The organism is Massilia sp. 01N417 (assembly GCF_056399645.1).
The window spans coordinates 38,623-56,359 of the sequence record NZ_JBFTRS010000032.1 but is presented as its reverse complement, the minus strand read 5'-3'; the positions used below and the strand labels follow the sequence as shown (position 1 = coordinate 56,359).

Annotated in this window: 11 protein-coding genes, 1 pseudogene and 2 riboswitches; of the genes and pseudogenes, 5 read left to right on the top strand and 7 right to left on the bottom strand. The window is 66.8% G+C overall.

Annotated features, from left to right (window positions below; translation table 11 throughout):
- The 4 genes and pseudogenes from AC1DOQ_RS25320 to AC1DOQ_RS25305 form a co-directional block, all read right to left on the bottom strand.
- Window positions 1-279 (bottom strand): annotated as a pseudogene (locus AC1DOQ_RS25320) (cell division protein ZipA C-terminal FtsZ-binding domain-containing protein); the annotation flags it as partial.
- Window positions 276-3,800 carry a chromosome segregation protein SMC gene (gene smc / locus AC1DOQ_RS25315; RefSeq protein WP_477370621.1) on the bottom strand — a complete coding sequence of 1,175 codons (3,525 nt, stop codon included), beginning with the start codon at window positions 3,798-3,800 and terminating at the stop codon, window positions 276-278. The gene smc and the pseudogene AC1DOQ_RS25320, both read right to left, overlap by 4 nt.
- Before the next feature lie 135 nt (window positions 3,801-3,935).
- On the bottom strand, window positions 3,936-4,661 hold the full coding sequence (locus tag AC1DOQ_RS25310) for a phosphatase PAP2 family protein (RefSeq protein ID WP_477370618.1): 726 nt from the start codon (window positions 4,659-4,661) through the stop codon (window positions 3,936-3,938).
- A gap of 115 nt (window positions 4,662-4,776) precedes the next feature.
- A complete protein-coding gene (locus tag AC1DOQ_RS25305; protein ID WP_477370615.1) occupies window positions 4,777-7,236 on the bottom strand; it encodes a DUF1631 family protein in 2,460 nt (819 codons plus the stop codon).
- Window positions 7,237-7,599: 363 nt separating this feature from the next.
- On the opposite strand from AC1DOQ_RS25305, the gene AC1DOQ_RS25300 reads away from it, so the two are divergent.
- Window positions 7,600-7,914, top strand: a complete 315-nt coding sequence (locus tag AC1DOQ_RS25300; RefSeq protein ID WP_060567171.1) for a hypothetical protein — start codon at window positions 7,600-7,602, stop codon at window positions 7,912-7,914.
- Between the two features lie 75 nt (window positions 7,915-7,989).
- Here AC1DOQ_RS25300 and AC1DOQ_RS25295 read toward each other — a convergent pair whose 3' ends face one another.
- Window positions 7,990-8,550 carry an ATP-dependent Clp protease proteolytic subunit gene (locus tag AC1DOQ_RS25295; RefSeq protein ID WP_477370612.1) on the bottom strand — a complete coding sequence of 187 codons (561 nt, stop codon included), beginning with the start codon at window positions 8,548-8,550 and terminating at the stop codon, window positions 7,990-7,992.
- Between the two features lie 132 nt (window positions 8,551-8,682).
- Window positions 8,683-8,768, top strand: a riboswitch (glycine riboswitch).
- Window positions 8,769-8,796: 28 nt separating this feature from the next.
- Window positions 8,797-8,890, top strand: a riboswitch (glycine riboswitch).
- A gap of 62 nt (window positions 8,891-8,952) precedes the next feature.
- Here AC1DOQ_RS25295 and gcvT point away from each other — a divergent pair.
- From gcvT to gcvP, 3 genes are all read left to right on the top strand, one after another.
- A complete protein-coding gene (gcvT, locus tag AC1DOQ_RS25290) occupies window positions 8,953-10,077 on the top strand; it encodes a glycine cleavage system aminomethyltransferase GcvT (protein WP_477370609.1) in 1,125 nt (374 codons plus the stop codon).
- Window positions 10,078-10,136: 59 nt separating this feature from the next.
- A complete protein-coding gene (gene gcvH, locus AC1DOQ_RS25285) occupies window positions 10,137-10,517 on the top strand; it encodes a glycine cleavage system protein GcvH (protein ID WP_477370606.1) in 381 nt (126 codons plus the stop codon).
- A gap of 157 nt (window positions 10,518-10,674) precedes the next feature.
- Entirely contained in the window at window positions 10,675-13,581 is a 2,907-nt protein-coding gene (gene gcvP / locus AC1DOQ_RS25280; RefSeq protein WP_477370603.1) for an aminomethyl-transferring glycine dehydrogenase, read from the top strand.
- Here the strand turns inward: gcvP and AC1DOQ_RS25275 are convergent, their stop codons facing one another.
- Window positions 13,582-15,264, bottom strand: coding sequence for a methyl-accepting chemotaxis protein (locus AC1DOQ_RS25275; protein ID WP_477370601.1), 1,683 nt, complete (start codon window positions 15,262-15,264; stop codon window positions 13,582-13,584). It lies immediately after the preceding gene.
- Between the two features lie 171 nt (window positions 15,265-15,435).
- Here AC1DOQ_RS25275 and AC1DOQ_RS25270 point away from each other — a divergent pair, with 171 nt between their 5' ends.
- Window positions 15,436-15,765 (top strand): hypothetical protein, encoded by a 330-nt coding sequence (locus AC1DOQ_RS25270; protein ID WP_477370599.1) that lies wholly within the window; start codon window positions 15,436-15,438, stop codon window positions 15,763-15,765.
- An 88-nt stretch (window positions 15,766-15,853) separates the two neighbouring features.
- Here AC1DOQ_RS25270 and AC1DOQ_RS25265 read toward each other — a convergent pair whose 3' ends face one another.
- Window positions 15,854-17,521: a peptide chain release factor 3 gene (locus AC1DOQ_RS25265; RefSeq protein WP_477370596.1), complete on the bottom strand. Its 1,668-nt coding sequence runs from the start codon at window positions 17,519-17,521 to the stop codon at window positions 15,854-15,856.
- Window positions 17,522-17,737: the final 216 nt, after the last annotated feature.

Below are 17,737 nucleotides of genomic sequence, written 5' to 3'. Positions count from 1 at the left end.
GGCCACGGCATCGGCCCCGGCCAGCTCGGCGAACGGCGCATCCACGTTGGCGTCCAGGACCGGCTCGTGGCGGCCGACGGCGCCGGTCTCGCCCAGCACCGGCTCGGCCACGCCGCGTTCGGGCGCCGCCCCGCCCTTCATCAGGACGTCGTCATGGTCGGAGGCGAAGGCACGTTCGACGCTCTTCCTCGCCTTGTACTCCTGCCACTTGTTGTAACCGAAGACGCCGGCCACGAACACGCCGCCCGCGGCAACCAGGCTCATCTCTAAATCTGTCATGCTGCTTGTGCCTCTTGTGCAAAATTCGCGGCGGACTCCATGTCCACCGCCACGATGCGCGATACGCCCTGCTCCTGCATCGTCACACCGATCAGTTGGTTGGCCATCTCCATCGCGATCTTGTTGTGCGAGATGAAGAGGAATTGGGTATGGTCGGACATCCGCTTGACCATGCGGCAGAAGCGCTCGGTATTGGCGTCGTCCAGGGGCGCGTCCACCTCGTCGAGCAGGCAGAACGGCGCGGGATTCAAACGGAACATCGAGAACACCAGGGCGGTCGCCGTCAGCGCCTTCTCGCCGCCCGACAGCAGGTGGATCGTGGCGTTCTTCTTGCCCGGCGGCTGGGCCATCACCTGCACGCCGGCGTCGAGGATTTCCTCGCCGGTCATCACCAGCTTGGCGGTGCCGCCGCCGAACAGGATCGGGAACAGCTCCGAGAAGTTGGCGTTGACGCGGTCGAAGGTATCCTGCAGCAGGTCGCGCGACTCGCGGTCGATGCGGGAAATGGCGCCTTCCAGCGTGGCGATCGCTTCCTGCAGGTCGGCGTTCTGGGAATCGAGGAAGCGCTTGCGCTCGGTGGCCTGGGCCAGTTCCTCGACCGCCGCCAGGTTCACCGCGCCGAGCGCCGTGATCGCATTGGTCAGGCGCGTCACCTCGCCCTGCAGGTATTGCGGCTTCATCTCCGGATTCAGCTTGGCCGAGAGCTCGGCCTCGTCGGCGCCGGTCGCGCTCAAGGCTTCCGCAAACTGTTCCTGGTTCAGGCGCGCGGCCTGTTCCTTCAGCTGCATCTCGGTGATGCGTTCGCGCTGCGGCTGCAGGCTGCGTTCGGCCGCCATGCGTGCTTCCTCGGCCGCGCGCAGCTGCTGCGTGAGCTGGTCGAGTTCGTGGCGCGCATCGGCCAGCGCCTGTTCCTGGGCGGTGCGGCGCGCCAGCAGTTCCTGCAGGCCTTCGGCCGCGGTGCCGGATTCCAGCGCTGCCAGCTCCATCTTGCCGCTACCGATGCTTTCCAGGACCTGTTCGGCCTGCTGGTTGGCGGTGGCGATGGTGCGGCGCAGTTCGTCGATGCGGGTGCGCTGGGTCTTCTCGGCGAACACCGCTTCCTGGGCCGCGCGTTCCAGCTCGCGCAAGCTGTCGCGTGCTTCGTTCAAGGCGCGTTCCTTGTCCAGGAAGGCGCTCTGGCCGTCTTCGTGCGCGCCCTGCAGCTCGGCCAGTTCCATGTCCAGCTCTTCGAACTCGGCCTCGGCCTCCATCTTGATCTGGCGCTGCTCGGCTTCCTGGGCCGCGATCTCGTCGAGGTCGGCGGAGATCTGGCCGCTGCGCTGGTTGAAGCGGGCCTCGACCTCGGCCTGTTTCACGACCTCGATCTGCAGCGTATGCACTTCCCTTTGCAGGGTCGCGACCTTCTGGCGGCCATCCTGCAGGCGGCGCTGCAGCTCGCTCACGGCGGCGTCGGCGCGGGTGGAACGGCTGCGCGCCTCGTCCAGCAGCAAAGCCTGGGCGCGAAGCTGTTTGGTGATGTTGTCGATCTCGTGCTGGCGCGCCAGCACGCCGTCCTGCTCGGCATCGGCGGCGTAGAAACGCACGCTGGAGCGGCTGACGATGTGGCCGTGCGGGGTCACGAAGCAGCCGCCTTCCGGCAGGCGCTCGCGCTGGGCCAGGGCGGTGCCGGGATCGTCGGCCGCGTAGACTTCGTGCAGCCAGTCGTCGAGCAGGCCGCGCAGGCCCGGATCGTTCAGCTTCAGCAGGCTGGCGAAGGGTTTCAGGCCGTGATGGTCGTGCGCAGCCGCGGCGCCGGCCGAGGGCGTGTACAGCGCCATGCGGGCCGGCGGGGCATCGCCGAAGAAGCCGCGCGCCCAGTCGAGGTTCGAGATCTCCAGCGCGCCGGTACGCTCGCGCAGGACCGATTCCAGCGCGGTCTCCCAGCCGGTCTCGATGTCGAGCTTCTGCCACAGGCGCGGCAGCTTGTCGAGTTCGTGCTTCTGCAGCCAGGGCTGGACCTTGCCCTGGGTCTGGACCCGTTCCTGCAGCTGGCGCAGGGCCGACAGGCGCGCTTCCAGCTTGGCATTGGCGGCGCTCTCCTGCTGGACCTGGGCGTGGGCTTCACGACGTTCCTGCTCGCTCGATTCCTGGCGGCTGGCGGCTTCCTCCAGCAACAGGTTGTGCTCTTCCAGTTGCAGCTGCTTTTCTTCCAGCTGCATGCGCAGGTTGTCGAGGTGGCCGGCGTCCGGCAGGTTCAGGTTGCCACGCTCCTGCTGCAGGCGCTCGCGGCGCGTGCCGAGCGTCGCCAGGATGTTCGAGGCATTGCGCTGGTGGGCCGACGACAGCTCGATGCGCTGCTGGACCTGCATGATGCGGGCCCGCGATTCGGTGGTCTTTTCCTGGGCCGTACGCCAGGCGGCGTCCAGCTCCGGCAGGCGTTCGTTCTGGGCCTCGACGGCGATCTGCGCGCCTTCGACACGGGCCGCCAGTTCTTCGAGACGGTATTCCGCTTCCTCGATCTGTTCCTGGGTGTCGCGCGCCTGGTTCAGCCACTGCTCGCGCTGGGCGGTGAGCGTGCCGATCTGGTTCTGCAGGCGGGTGCGCGACTCGACCACGAACTTGATTCTGGCCTCCAGGCTGCCGATCTCGGCATTGGTCTGGTACAGCTCGCCCTGGGCCGCGTGCAGGCGGTCGCCGGTGGCGTAATGGGCCTGGCGCATGCGCTCGAGCTCCAGCTCGAGGTGGCGCATCTTCGCGTTCTGTTCTTCGAGGCCGGTCTGGGCCTGTTCCATCTCGAGGAACCAGCGCGTCTGTTCGGCCTTGGCCTCGTTCTTGCGCAGCAGCCAGAGCAGCTTCTGCTTTTCTTCCTGGTCGGCCTGCAGCTGGTGGAAGCGGTTCGCCACCGCCGCCTGCGCTTCGAGCTTTTCCAGGTTGGCGTTCAGCTCGCGCAGGATGTCCTCGACGCGGATCAGGTTCTCGCGGGTGTCGGACAAACGGTTCTCGGTCTCGCGGCGCCGCTCCTTGTACTTGGAGACCCCGGCCGCCTCTTCGAGGAACACGCGCAGCTCCTCGGGGCGCGATTCGATGATCCGCGAGATCATGCCCTGGCCGATGATGGCGTAGGCGCGCGGGCCGAGGCCGGTGCCGAGGAAGATATCCTGGATGTCGCGCCGGCGCACCGGCTGGCCGTTGATGTAATAGGTCGAGGTGCCGTCGCGCGTCAGGGTGCGCTTGACGGCGATTTCGGCATACTGCCCCCACTGGCCGGCCGCCTTGCCGGCGCTGTTGTCGAACACCAGCTCGACCGAGGCGCGCCCGGCCGGCTTGCGGTAGGTCGAGCCGTTGAAGATCACGTCCTGCATCGACTCGCCACGCAGCTCGGAGGCTTTCGATTCGCCCAGCACCCAGCGTACGGCGTCGATGATGTTCGACTTGCCGCATCCGTTCGGGCCGACCACGCCGACCAGTTGCCCCGGCACCTGGAAATTGGTGGGATCGACGAAAGACTTAAATCCCGACAATTTGATGGAGGATAGACGCACGTTTGCTCAGGGTGGAGTGGGAGCTGTGAAAAACCGCATCATACCATCTGTTCCTTGCTTTACGGCCAAGATTTGGCGTCGCATTCCGCTCTGGACGCCTGCGGTGTCCTGATTTCCTCCGCGCACTGCCCTGAGTCAGGTACAGAGCACGCCGAAGCGCCGCCTCTCCGGGGCGCACGGCGGCACATACGGGTTGCTGGCGGGCTGCCAGCCGGTGCGCAGCCAGACCCGGTCGCTGCCCGACAGCTTGAGGGCGGCCGCCGTCAGCCACTGGTGGGAATTGATCGGGTCGGCGCGCGGCAGCAGCAGGGTCGCCGCCAGCAGGCCAAGCAGCAGCGGCTGGGGCTGGCTGTCGCCGGCCCTGCGGGTGCGCGCGATAAAGAGTCCGGCGCAGGCCAGGCCCAGCAGGCAGCCGGCCGCCGCTTCGCTGGCCGAGTGGGCGCCGACCTCGACGCGGGCCGCCGCTACCGCCACCGCCAGCACCGCGCCGGCCAGCACGGCAGCGCGCAGCCAGCCGCCTGCGCGCCGGTCCCGGCCACCCGGCCGGGATTGCGTGCGCCGGTCCTCGCGCCTGAAGCCGCGCCTTTCCATCAGCAGGAACAGCGCGACCGGAAAGACGGCGGCGGCGCGCGTCGCATGGCCGGAAAAGCCGGTGAATTCGAGCTCGCGCACGCCGATGCCCCAGCCTAGGAAGGCCACCTGGCTGGCCACCGCGATGAGGATCGCCGCGCCGAACAGCAGGCACCAGGCCAGCGCCAGCCGCCAGCAGCGCGCCCCGACCAGCCAGGCGGCGATGGCGACGGCGAGCGATGCGGTGACGTTCAGGCCGCCGAGGGCGGAGAGGTGGTACCACCAGATCATGGCTAGTCGAGGATGTGGATGGGTCGGCTCGACTATAGCGCAGGATGCGCGGATGGGAGAGCACGCAGTGGCCTGCGCCGTGCGAACGTCATTCCCGCTTTCGCGGGAACGACGGCTAAGCGGCCGCCACCTTCATCGACGCATCGTTCACCGCCCCAGCCTGCATCGCCTCCGACAGCACCTGCCCCACCACGCCATCGATGGCCAGCACGCGGGCCGTGCCGGCATGCAGCAGTTCGGCAAACTTCTCGGCCGACAGCGAGAAGGCCTCGCGCCGCCCGGCGCCGGAGAAGATGAACAGGGTGCGCAGCGGGCTGACCCAGGCCAGCTTGACCTTGCGCGCCGCATCAAGAGTGCGGAATTCGAACCACATGCCGCGCTCCAGGCCGTCCACCGGCGAGATCATCTGCTGGCGCGCCTCTTCCTGTTCGGCGGCCAGCTGCTCCAGTTCGACCCGGCGCAGCGCATCCTGCTGGGCCGCCTCGACGGCCAGTTCGAGCTGGCGTTCCGGCGACAGTTCGATCGGCGCCCGCACGATCGACGCATGGCATTCGGCCAGGCGGGCAAAGAATTGCAGGCGCTCGGCGTCCTGCCACTTGATCGCATCCAGCCATTTGTTCAGCGTCGACAGCAGGCGCGGCAGCTTGCCGATCAAGGTCTTGCGCTGTTCCTGGGTCTGCTTCGGCTTGACGCTCCAGATCAGGTCGTCCATCGCGCGGGTGGCGTTGCCGACCGCGCCCGGCTTGTCTTCCTCGATGCTGTAGGCGAAGGTCATGACCGTGGTCCAGCGCTCTTCGAGGAAGCCGCTGACCACCTGCTCGACGTCGCCGGCTTGGACGCGCAAGGCGACGGCATCGCGCGCGGCGCGGCTCGCGACCTGCAGCTTTTCCTGCTTGAGGGCGCTGGCCACCGGACCGGCCATCGCCTGCTGCTGGGCGTCTTCCTCGGCGGCGATGCCCGCCTCGAGTTCGGCCACCGCTGCGGCGAAGGCTTCGGCACCCGCCTCGCCGGCCCCGCCGACCCGCTCGACGCTGCGCTGCATCAGCTGGAACAGCGGATCGTCAAGGTCCTTGCGCTGCTCCCAGCCCATGCGCGACAACAGGTCGACCAGGCGCCGCGCCGGATGCGCTTCCTCGAAGAAGAAGTTCTTGTCCAGCAGGGCCGCCTTCAGCACCGGCACCTGCAGCAGCCGCAGCAGCTCGCGGGTCTGGGACGGGATGCTGTCGTCCAGCAGGACCGTCTCGAACACGCGCGACAGCAGGCCCAGCGTGCTTTCGTCGCCGCGCGACAGGCTGCCCTTGGGCAGGCTCTGGGCGAAGCGCGGCAGGTAGAACACATCGTGCGGCAGCCCGCCGGCCGTGGCCGGGACCATGCCCGCGGACTGCGCCTGACCTTGGGCTTGCCCCCGGGCCTGCAGGGTCGGCTCGATGCTTGCCAGCAGTTCCAGCAGCGGTGCGACCTGGCCCGGGACCAGGACGACCCCGTCCTGCGGCAGGCCGGCAACGAGCGGCAGGCCGGCGGAGGCGGAAATTGCGCCGCCCGGCGATACGCCAAAGGCAACGCCCGCGCCCGCGAAGGAAACCTCGCCACCGCCGTTCACCGCGCGGCCGACTGGCTGCGCACCCGGACTCGCCCCCGGCTGCGCCGCGGCCGCGAAGCCCGGCGCCGGCCTGGCCTCGCCCTTTTCTTGCGGCGCCCCGGCCTGGGCGAAGCCGGCCGCCGCGCTGGGCCGCCAGCCGCCGCTCCCCGCCGGCATCTCGGGCAGTTCGGGAATCAGCGGCACGGCCGGCAGCCCGTCGCCATCGTCGCCGAACAGCTTGCGCAGCTGCTCGGCCAGCGCCGCCTTGCCGCTGGCGCGCGCCGCGCGGGCCGCCGCCGCGTCGTCGGTCTTCTGGATACGGTAGGCCTCGACCGAGCCGGGCTGGCCGTCCTTGCGGGTCAGGGCCTCGCCCAAAGCTTCGTAGAGGGGCGCGAAATCGAAGACCAGCTCGGGCCGCAGCAGGCCCTGCATCAGGTCGTGGGACTCTTCTTCCGGCTCGAACTCGCGCCAGGCTTCTTCCAGGGCCTTCAGGAAGACTTCCGGGCGGAAGGGATTGGCGTCGGCGCGCAGCACACCCTTGCCCAGCAAGAGGCCGAGGCGGACCGAGAGCGTCGCCAGCTGCTCGGAATGGGCGATGTCGAAGGGACGGGTGATGGCGCCGAAGGCGACCTTGCTGTCCATGACCTCGAGCGGCACCAGGCTGAGGGTGGCGGGTGCGGCCTTGCCGGCGGCATGCCGGGGCCGCAGGCGCTCGAGTTCCTGGCGCAGGGCCAGTTCGATGCCGGTGCTGGCCAGGTGGAAGAAGGCGTAGCTGTTTTCCCTGAGCAGCTTGGCGGAGCGTACGCGCCGGTAGACGTCGCGCGTGTCGAGGCCGGGCTGGTCGACGTCCGCCAGGGCCGCGCTGAAGCGGCCTATCATCGGCGTGAGCTGCTCCTTGAGCTGGCCGGCTGCGATACCGACGAGCGACTCCAGCACCGCCTGCTGCTGCGAGGCGGCCTGACGCGCTGCCGGACTCTGGACTCGGCTGGATGACATGGTGGACGGTGGGTGCTGTGGCTTGCTTGCTTCTATTGTGGCACATAATTTCCACATGGCAATCACATTCTGCAGATCGCGGCATCGGCGGCGCTCGGACTTCCAATGAAACAAACGTGCTACCGTCGAGTTAACTCAACAATAAAATATTGCCACTTATCTATAAGCAAAGCAGTTTACGGGAATAAATTTCGCGAAAAAGCGAGGTGCATGGGAATTTTATTTTTTATCGCTTGGTCTAATTCCTACAAGACCACACGACGTGATCCGATACCACATCTACTGCCGGGCTCGCATTATTGCAATACCGGAAACGCTAACGCTTCGGTAAGCAGGACTTTCCAATTTTAGAAAGGAATGATCATGGCTAACAACAGCAAATCGGGCAACCAGGGTGGTTCCCACGAGCAGCACGTGAAGGCAGGCCAGCAGAGCCACAAGAATGACGGCAACAAGCAGTCGGGTTCGGGCTCGGGCTCGCGTTCGGGCGGTTCGGGCGGCACCCGTGGCGGCACCCCGGAGCAGCATGCGGAAGCAGGCCGTCAAAGCCACAAGAATGACGGTAACAAGCAGTCGGGTTCGGGCTCGGGTTCGCGCTCGGGCAGCACCCGTGGCGGCACCCCCGAGCAGCATGCCGCTGCCGGCCGCCAGAGCCACAAGAACGACGGCAACCGCTGATCCGGCCGATACCAGCCGGCCCAGGCCGTAAGTGAGTGGGCCCGGGATGGGAAACCATCCCGGGCCCTGTCGTTTTCAGATATTCCGCAGCGGCGCGCCCTTCGGCGGCGCGAAGTCCTTCACTTCGTTGACCAGGCCGGCGGTCTTGGCGTCGCGTCCGTTGAGGTGCAGGTCGCCGTACTGGTGGATGCCCCACTGCTCGGGCGTGAGTTCGATGTGCTTGCGCAGGATCGACTCGGTACGGGCATCGTCGGCGCGCAGGCCTTCGACGATGATGTTGAGGGCGTCCGGACGCGAACCCGGCGAGGCGGTCGCATGCGACTTGTGGATCATGAAGCGCGCCGTCTCGCTGGCGTAGCGGCGGGTCCCGGCGAGGAACAGGATCACGGCGATCGAGGCCACCGCGCCGCCGTTGTACATGACGAACTGGACCGGCGCATTGGCCAGGAAGTTGTACAGGCACAGACCGTCGCTGACATAGCCGCCGTTCGACTGCAGCAGCACGTGGGCGGTCTCGATGCCGCTCTCGGTCATCTCGGCGACCGCCTCGAAGACGCGATGCACCATATCGCTGTTGACGTCACCGGACAGCGTGAACCACGCCTCCTTTTGCTGTTTTACTTGATCTTCGCTCATAGTAGGTCTCTTCTGTCACAAGGGTCATAGGCCAAGTGTAACAAAGGACGGGTTTTTGCCCGTGTGGACGCACTGCAATAGTGCGCGCCCTCCCCTCTGATTGACTTCCCCGCACGCCTCGCATATCCTTCGCAGTCTTGACCGGGAGAGCGCAGCGCAGGCTGCCGCCGAAGGGGCATCACCCGAAAACTCTCAGGCAACCGGACCGGTCGGGGGACACAGCGCTAATGCACGATGCAAGCGCCGTGGACCAACTCTGGAGAGCGGCCCAGTCGGGCCCACCGAAGGGGCAGGCGGTTTCGACCGCTATCTCTCAGGTACCGAGGACAGAGGGGTGCGACATGCATGTGGAATGTTTCCACGTGCCTGAACCCTATTCAATCTGTCCGAGGATCTCACGCCATGACGCTCAAAGCGACCCCGCTCAATTCCGCACACCGCTCCCTGGGAGCCAAGATGGTCGACTTTGGCGGCTGGGACATGCCCGTCAACTACGGTTCCCAGATCGAGGAACACAATGCCGTCCGCCTCGATGCCGGCATGTTCGACGTCTCCCACATGTGCGTGGTCGACCTGCACGGCGCCAATGTGCGCGCCTTCCTGCGCGGCCTGCTCGCGAATAACGTCGACAAGCTGCAGACCTCGGGCAAGGCCCTGTACTCCTGCATGCTCAATCCGGAAGGCGGCGTGATCGACGACCTGATCGTCTACTTCTTCCGCGAAGACTGGTTCCGCCTGGTCGTCAACGCCGGCACCTCCGAGAAGGACATCGCCTGGATCCGCCAGCAGAACGACGCCACCAACAGTGGCATCACCATCACACCGCGCCGCGCCGACCTCTCCGCCGACGGCATCGCCCTGATCGCCGTGCAGGGCCCGAACGCCCGCGCCAAGGTCTGGCAGGTGCTGCCGGCCACCCAGGCCGCGTCGAGCGAGATGAAGCCTTTCAACGTCACGATCGTGGACGGCACCCCGTTCGGCGAAGTGATGGTGGCGCGCACCGGCTACACCGGCGAAGACGGTTTCGAGATCGGCGTGCCGGCTTCGCAAGCCGAAGCCCTGTGGAACGCCCTGCTGGCAGCCGGCGTCAAGCCGGCCGGCCTCGGCGCCCGCGACACCCTGCGCCTGGAAGCCGGCATGAACCTGTACGGCCAGGACATGGACGATGGCGTCTCTCCGCTCGACGCCGGCCTGGCCTGGACCGTCGACCTGGCATCGGAGCGCGACTTCATCGGCAAGGCAGCCCTGCAGCAAAAGGGCCAGCAGCAGAACTTCGTCGGCCTGATCCTGCGCGAAAAAGGCGGCATCCTGCGCGCCCACCAGAAGGTCGTGGCAAGCTCGGGCAACGCCGGCGAGATCACCAGCGGCACCTTCAGCCCCAGCATGCAGCAGGCGATCGCACTGGCGCGCGTGCCGGTCGAAGTGCAGGTGGGCGACACCGTGCACGTCGAAATCCGCGACAAGAAACTGGCCGCCTCGGTGGTCAAGCTGCCGTTCGTGCGCAACGGCAAAGTGCTGGCTTCCTGATTCGCAGCCCGCAAAGAACAACGTATACTTACAGCCTCATCTCTCATTAGGAGCCATGCATGAACATCCCAGCCGACCTGAAATACACCGAGTCCCACGAGTGGGTCCGTCAAGAAGCTGACGGCACCGTTACCGTCGGCATCACCGAATACGCACAGGACGCGCTGGGCGACATCGTGTTCGTCGAACTGCCGCAGGTCGGCAAGACCTTCACCGCCGGCGACGACGCCGCCGTGGTCGAGTCGGTCAAGGCCGCCAGCGACATCTACGCCCCGGTCTCGGGCACCGTCACCGCCGTCAACCAGGCCACCGCCGACGCCCCGGACTCGATCAACGCCGACGCCTACGGCGCCTGGCTGTTCAAGCTGCAGCCGAGCGATCCGAATGCGATCAACAGCCTGCTGGATGCTGCGGCTTACGGCAAGACCACCGAAGGTTAATCACCCCCGTCGTTTCCGTAGCCTCGACGTCGTTCCCGCGAAGGCGGGAATCCAAGTTCTGCATATGTCACGTTAGCCTCAACCAGACTTGGGTCCCCGCCTTTGCGGGGACGACGTCGATCACTCCCGCCTCGATTCCTCTTTTTCGACTTCCGCCATGACCCGCACCAGCCTGACCCAACTCGAAGCACGCGATGGCTTCATCCCGCGCCACATCGGTCCGTCCGACGCCGAACAGGCAGCCATGCTGTCCGTCCTCGGCTACCAGAGCCGCGCCGCCCTGATCGATGCCGTCGTTCCCGCCAACATCCGCCGCAAGGACAAGCTGGAGCTCGGCCAGTTCTTCGATCCGCTGCCCGAGCAGGCCGCGCTGGCGAAGCTGAAGAGCATCGCCTCGCAGAACAAGGTCATGAAGTCGATGATCGGCCAGGGCTACTACGGCACCTTTACCCCGCCGGTCATCCTGCGCAACATTTTCGAAAACCCGGCCTGGTACACCGCCTACACCCCGTACCAGCCCGAGATCTCGCAGGGCCGCCTGGAAGCGATCCTGAACTTCCAGCAGGTGATCACCGACCTGACCGGCATGGGCATCGCCAATGCCTCGATGCTGGACGAAGGCACCGCCGCCGCCGAAGCGATGACGCTGATCCAGCGCGTCGGCAAGTCGGCCTCGAAGGTCTTCTACGTGGCCGACGACGTGCTGCCGCAGACCCTCGAAGTGGTGCGCACCCGCGCCAACCCGATCGGCGTCGAAGTGCGCACCATTGCCGCCGCCGACATCGAGAACCTGCTTGACCCCTGCTTCGGCGTGCTGCTGCAGTACCCGGGCGTGAACGGCGACGTGCGCGACTACCGCAACGCCTGCGAGAAGCTGCATGCGATGGGCGCGATGGTCGTGGTCGCGGCCGACCTGCTGGCCCTGACCGTGCTGACCCCGCCGGGCGAATGGGGCGCCGACGTCGTGGTCGGCAACAGCCAGCGCTTCGGCGTGCCGCTCGGTTTCGGCGGCCCGCACGCCGGCTACCTGGCCACCCGCGACGACTACAAGCGCAGCATGGCCGGCCGCCTGGCCGGCGTCACCGTCGACGCCCAGGGCAACAAGGCATTCCGCCTGGCGCTGCAGACCCGCGAACAGCACATCCGCCGCGAAAAAGCGACCTCGAACATCTGTACCGCCCAGGTGCTGCTGGCCGTGATGGCCTCGATGTACGCCATCTACCACGGTCCGAAAGGCCTGGAACAGATCGCCCGCCGCGTGCACCGCTACACCGGCATCCTGGCGGCAAGCCTGCAGCAGCAAGGCTACCAGCTGGCCAACGAGACCTTCTTCGACACCCTGACGGTCGTCACCGACAAGGCCGATGACGTGCACCGCATCGCCGTCGAGAACGGCGTCAACCTGCGCCGCATCGATGCGCGCCACGTCGGCCTGTCGCTGGACGAGACCACCGGCCGTGAAGAAATCGAGCTGCTGGCGAAGATCTTCGGCGAAGCCGCCGGCAAGACCGCAACCGTCGATTTCGACAGCCTGGACAAGGATGCCGCGGACGCCTTCCCGGCCGCCCTGTCGCGCACCAGCGCCTACCTGACCCACCCGACCTTCCACCGCTACCACGCCGAGCACGAGATGCTGCGCTACCTGCGCGCGCTGGCCGACAAGGACCTGGCCCTGGACCGCACCATGATCCCGCTGGGCTCGTGCACCATGAAGCTGAACGCGACCTCGGAGATGATCCCGGTCACCTGGCCGGAATTCTCGAACATCCACCCGTTCGCACCTAGCGACCAGACCGTCGGCTACCGCGAGATGATCGGCCAGCTCGAGCAGATGCTGTGCGCCGTGACCGGCTACGCCGGCGTGTCGCTGCAGCCGAACGCCGGTTCGCAGGGCGAATACGCGGGTCTCCTGATCATCAAGAAGTACCATGAGTCGCGCGGCGAAGGCCATCGCAACATCTGCCTGATCCCGTCCTCGGCCCACGGCACCAACCCGGCATCGGCCAGCATGGTCGGCATGCAGGTGGTGGTCACCGCCTGCGACGAGAACGGCAACGTCGACCTGGAAGACCTGAAGAAGAAGGCCGAACAGTACAGCGCCAACCTGGCCTGCGTGATGGTCACCTACCCGTCGACCCACGGCGTGTTCGAGGAAGGCATCAAGGAACTGTGCGAGATCGTGCACGCGCACGGCGGCCAGGTCTATGTGGACGGCGCCAACATGAACGCCCTGGTCGGCGTGGCCGGCCCCGGCATCTTCGGCGGCGACGTCAGCCACCTGAACCTGCACAAGACCTTCTGCATCCCGCACGGCGGCGGCGGTCCGGGCGTCGGTCCGGTGGCGGTGGGCGCCCACCTGGTGCCCTTCCTGCCGAACCATGTGTCGACCGGCTACCAGCGCGAAGGTTCGGACACCGCAGCCGGCATCGGCGCCGTCAGCGCCGCGCCTTACGGCTCGGCCTCGATCCTGCCGATCTCGTGGATGTACATCGCGATGATGGGCGCGGAAGGCCTGACCGCCGCCACCGAGACCGCGATCCTGAACGCCAACTACATCGCACGCCGCCTGGCCCCGCACTACCCGGTGCTGTATACCGGCCACGACGGCCTGGTCGCGCACGAGTGCATCATCGACCTGCGTCCGCTGCAGGAACAGACCGGCATCAGCAACGAAGACGTGGCCAAGCGCCTGATGGACTTCGGCTTCCACGCCCCGACCATGAGCTTCCCGGTGCCGGGCACGCTGATGATCGAGCCGACCGAGTCGGAATCGAAGGTCGAGCTGGACCGCTTCATCGAGGCGATGATCACCATCCACGCCGAGATCGTGAAAGTCGAGCGCGGCGAGTACGACCGCATGGACAATCCGCTGAAGGGTGCGCCGCACACCGCCGAAGTCGTCACCGCCGACGACTGGAAGCACGGCTACTCGCGCGAAGTGGCCGCCTTCCCGGTGCCGTCGCTGCGCAAGCGCAAGTACTGGCCGCCGGTCGGCCGCGCCGACAACGTGTATGGCGACCGCAACCTGTTCTGCGGCTGTGCGCCGATCGAGGATTACGAGTAACTAGTCCTTGCCTCTCCGGCTGCTCGCCAGCCGGAGATACGGGTGCCCGGGGCTGCCGGGACGCTTGTCCGGCGTCCCGGCGGCCCCGTCTTCATTTCCGGTCTCCGCCGCCTGCGCGACTTCATCCAGCCGGAAGGCCGCCACCGCCTGCGACAGGCTGAGCGCTTGCTGCTGCAGGGTGCGCGCGGCCATCGCCGCCTCTTCCACCATCCGCGTGCCCTGCTGGGTGAGCTCGTCCATGCGCACGATCGCCTGGTTCACGCCGGCCAGGTTCTCGGCGCGCGCGGCGCTGCTGCTGCCGATGCGGCCGACGATGTCGCCGACCTCCTGCACCGAACTGGCCAGGTCCGCCATGCTGGAACCGGCGTCCAGTGCGATCCCGGTTCCGCCCTCGATCGCCGCCATCGCTTCGCGCGCCAGTTCGCGCGCCTCGCGTGCGTCCGCCACCGCGCGTCCGGCCAGCGCCCTCACCTCGCAGGCAGCCTGGGCGAAGCGCCATGCCTGCGGGCCGCCCTCGGCCGCCTCGACCGCCGCGCCGAGGGCGAGGCTGCCTGCCCGGCCGCAGGCGATCTCGATCGCCTCGCCGATCTGGTCCAGGCGGGTGGCGGAGCGGCGCACGGTTTCGAGGGTCGCCACCAGCCGGTGCACCACGCTGCCGCCCTGCTGGGCCGCGCTGCTCGCCGCTTCGGTGAGGCGGTTGGCATGGCGTGCCGAGTCGGCGGTTTCCATCATCGCCGCCGCCAGGTCCTGCATCGAGGTCGCGGTCTGTTCCAGCGATGCGCGCACGCCGGCGCGCGCCGGCAGCCCGGCGCGGCCGAGGGCGATCTCGCGCGAAGCCGAGCCGATCGAGCGCGCCGACGCCAGGATCGTCCTCAGCGACAGGTTCAGGTTGCGGATGCTGTCGTCCAGCGCGCGCGAGGTGGCGGCGATCTCGTCGTCGCCGTCGACCCGGGCGCGCACCGTCAGGTCGCCGCTGGCCAGGCTGCTGGCGGCGGCGTCGATGGCGCCGATCTCGCCCAGCAAGGAACGCCGCACCGCCATCGTGATCGCCAGCGAGGCGGCGATCGACAGGACGATCACGATCGGCATCAGGATCGCGATCGCCCTGAAGTCGTCGGCCGCCTCGCTCGACGCCTTTTCCGACAGTTCCTGCTCGCGGCGCGCCAGCTCGGTCAGGCGCTCGGCCACCACCACGAAGGCGCGCTCCGCCCTGCTCATCGCGCTGGCGCTGATCGACTGGTCTTCGCGGGCGATCTCGATCACGTCGTCCACCGCGGCCACGTACAGGCGCCAGGCGCCGGCGGCCTGCTCGACATGGCGCAGCTCGGCCTCGCGATGGCGCGCCGGGCCGTCCCGAACCAGGCGTGCCAGGCCGGCAAGGCCGCGGCCGATGTTCTCATGCTGCTGGCGGACGTCGCGCACCAGCGGTTCGACACGGGTACGCGGAAAGCTGCCGCTGATCCAGGTCAGGATCTGGTAGGCTTGGGCATGGGCCTTTTGCGCCGACGCCACCAGGTTCGACGCTGCCCGCATGTGGGTGGCACGCTGCTGGACAATGGTGTCGAGGGAATCGTTCTGGCGCAGCATCGCGAGATAGGCGCCGCAGGACAGGAGCACCAGCAGCACCAGCACGACGCCGGGCGCCAGCAGCAGCTTGGGGCCGATCCGCAGTCGGGCCAGCATCTCAGCGGACTTCCGGATGAGAAGTTGCAAGCGTCATGGTCTCCTCCCAGTGAACAATGTCGCTCAACCATTTCTGGTAAGCACGAAATTGACGTGCATTGAAGCAATCTACGCTGTCCGGCACAATGACAGTTGCGATAACTCAAACAGCCGGGTTCGGAAAGGAATCACATGAAACGTTCGAAAGGGGCCGCCGCCCTGCTGTCGGCGCTGGTCTTCCCCGGTGTCGGCCAATGGTATCTGAGCCGCCGCCGCCTGGCCCTGCTGTTCGCCGTGCCTGCGCTGGTGGCCGGCTTCGTCTATTTCGATTTCGCGCTGGAGGAGGCGAATGCGGTGGCCGGCCAGGTGCTGTCGGGTTCGGTGCCGCTGGATCCGGCCGCGATCGCGGCGAAAGTCGATGCGCAGCCGACTTCCTGGGCGGTGACGCTCAGCGGCTGGGTGTTCGTGGTGTGTTGGGTGGGCAGCGTGGTGGAGGCGTTGTTGCGCAAACCGCAGGCGTAATCTTCACGTGGGCACGGTGTGCCCACCCTACGTCCCGGACACAGACATCGTAGGGTGGGCACACCGTGCCCACGATCAAAGTCAGCGATTAGTCCAGCTTGGCCGCGTGCTCGCGCGTCGCGTGGAACTGCAGCTTCGGCCAGCGCTCCTGGGTCAGGCGCAGGTTGACGCCGGAGGTGGCCAGGAAGGCCAGGTTGCCGGCCGCATCGTAGGCCACCTGCGGCGCCAGCGCGGTCTCGAAGTCGGACAGCGCCTTCTTGTCGTCGCTGGAGACCCAGCGCGCGCTGCTGATGCTGGAGCCCTCGAACACGGCGTCGACGCCGTACTCGTTCAGCAGGCGGCTGGCGACCACCTCGAACTGCAGCACGCCGACTGCGCCCAGGATCAGCTCACTGCCGATGACCGGCTTGAACACCTGCACGGCGCCCTCTTCGCCCAGCTGCTGCAGGCCCTTGTGCAGCTGCTTCATCTTCAGCGGATTACGGATGCGCACGTTGCGGAACAGGTCCGGCGCGAAGTAAGGGATGCCGGTGAAGGTCAGCAGCTCGCCTTCGGAGAAGCTATCGCCGATCTGCATATTGCCGTGGTTCGGCAGGCCGATGATGTCGCCGGCGTAGGCTTCCTCGACCTGTTCGCGGCTGGACGCCATGAAGGTCACGACGGACGACAATTTCACTTCCCTGCCCAGCCGCAGGTGCCTGACTTTCATGCCCTTCTCGAAGCGTCCCGAGCACACGCGCAGGAAGGCGATGCGGTCGCGGTGGGCCGGGTCCATGTTCGCCTGGATCTTGAAGACGAAGCCGGAGAAGGGCTGCTCGTCCGGCTTCACGGCGCGCACGGTGGCGTCGCGCTCGCGCGGGGCCGGGGCCCAGTCGACCAGCGCCGACAGGATCTCGCGGACGCCGAAGTTGTTGATCGCGGAACCGAAGAACACCGGGGTCTGCACGCCCGACAGGAAGCGCTCCAGGTCGAACACGTGCGAAGCGCCGTGGACCAGCTCCACTTCCATCTTCAGCTGCTCGATCTCCATCGGGAACATCTCGGCCAGGCGCGGGTTGTCGATGCCCTTGATGATCTCGTAGTCGCCGTCGGCCTTTTCCTCGCCGGCCTTGAACAGCATGATCTCGTCCTTGAGCAGGTGATACACGCCGCGGAAGTTCTTGCCCATGCCGATCGGCCAGGTCACCGGCGCGCACTCGATCTTCAGCACCGACTCGACCTCGTCGAGCAGTTCCAGCGGATCGCGGGTCTCGCGGTCCATCTTGTTCATGAAGGTGACGATCGGGGTGTCGCGCATGCGGCAAACATCCAGCAGCTTGATGGTCTGCTCTTCCACGCCCTTGGCGGCGTCGATCACCATCAGGGCCGAGTCGACCGCGGTCAGCACGCGATAGGTGTCTTCCGAGAAGTCCTGGTGGCCCGGGGTGTCGAGCAGGTTGATCACGTGATCGCGGAACTCGAACTGCATGACCGACGAGGCGACCGAGATGCCGCGCTGCTTCTCGATGTCCATCCAGTCGGAGGTGGCGTGGCGTCCGCTCTTGCGGCCCTTGACGGTGCCGGCCAGCTGGATCGCGCCCGAGAACAGCAGGAGCTTTTCGGTGAGCGTGGTCTTGCCGGCGTCGGGGTGGGAAATGATGCCGAAGGTGCGGCGGCGCTGGACCTCGCGCGCGATCTGCGCGGCGGATTTGGCCGATGGAGCAACGGCGATATCGTCGGCCGTTTCTGGAGTACTTGCTGCGGTTTCGTTGGACATGGTCTCGCCTTCGCGGCGCTTTGCATAAACCCTCGATTTTACCGAGTCTCATGCGGTTTGTCTTGAAATCCGCTGTAGGACAAGTCGGGCTTCCACCTTGGCGGCTCGCAATTTCTCATTAACCAGGGAAAACGTGGATACCGCCGCGTATGTTCCTGACGAACTCAAGGGAAACCGGGCCGTTGCCAAATCGGCTTATACGGCTGAGCGCGAAAT

Coding starts and splice junctions, on each gene's coding strand:
- AC1DOQ_RS25310 (WP_477370618.1), bottom strand. CDS start 4,661: ATGATCTGGTGGTACCACCTCTCCGCCCTCGGCGGCCTGAACGTCACC.
- AC1DOQ_RS25305 (WP_477370615.1), bottom strand. CDS start 7,236: ATGTCATCCAGCCGAGTCCAGAGTCCGGCAGCGCGTCAGGCCGCCTCG.
- AC1DOQ_RS25300 (WP_060567171.1), top strand. CDS start 7,600: ATGGCTAACAACAGCAAATCGGGCAACCAGGGTGGTTCCCACGAGCAG.
- AC1DOQ_RS25295 (WP_477370612.1), bottom strand. CDS start 8,550: ATGAGCGAAGATCAAGTAAAACAGCAAAAGGAGGCGTGGTTCACGCTG.
- gcvT (WP_477370609.1), top strand. CDS start 8,953: ATGACGCTCAAAGCGACCCCGCTCAATTCCGCACACCGCTCCCTGGGA.
- gcvH (WP_477370606.1), top strand. CDS start 10,137: ATGAACATCCCAGCCGACCTGAAATACACCGAGTCCCACGAGTGGGTC.
- gcvP (WP_477370603.1), top strand. CDS start 10,675: ATGACCCGCACCAGCCTGACCCAACTCGAAGCACGCGATGGCTTCATC.
- AC1DOQ_RS25275 (WP_477370601.1), bottom strand. CDS start 15,264: ATGCTGGCCCGACTGCGGATCGGCCCCAAGCTGCTGCTGGCGCCCGGC.
- AC1DOQ_RS25270 (WP_477370599.1), top strand. CDS start 15,436: ATGAAACGTTCGAAAGGGGCCGCCGCCCTGCTGTCGGCGCTGGTCTTC.
- AC1DOQ_RS25265 (WP_477370596.1), bottom strand. CDS start 17,521: ATGTCCAACGAAACCGCAGCAAGTACTCCAGAAACGGCCGACGATATC.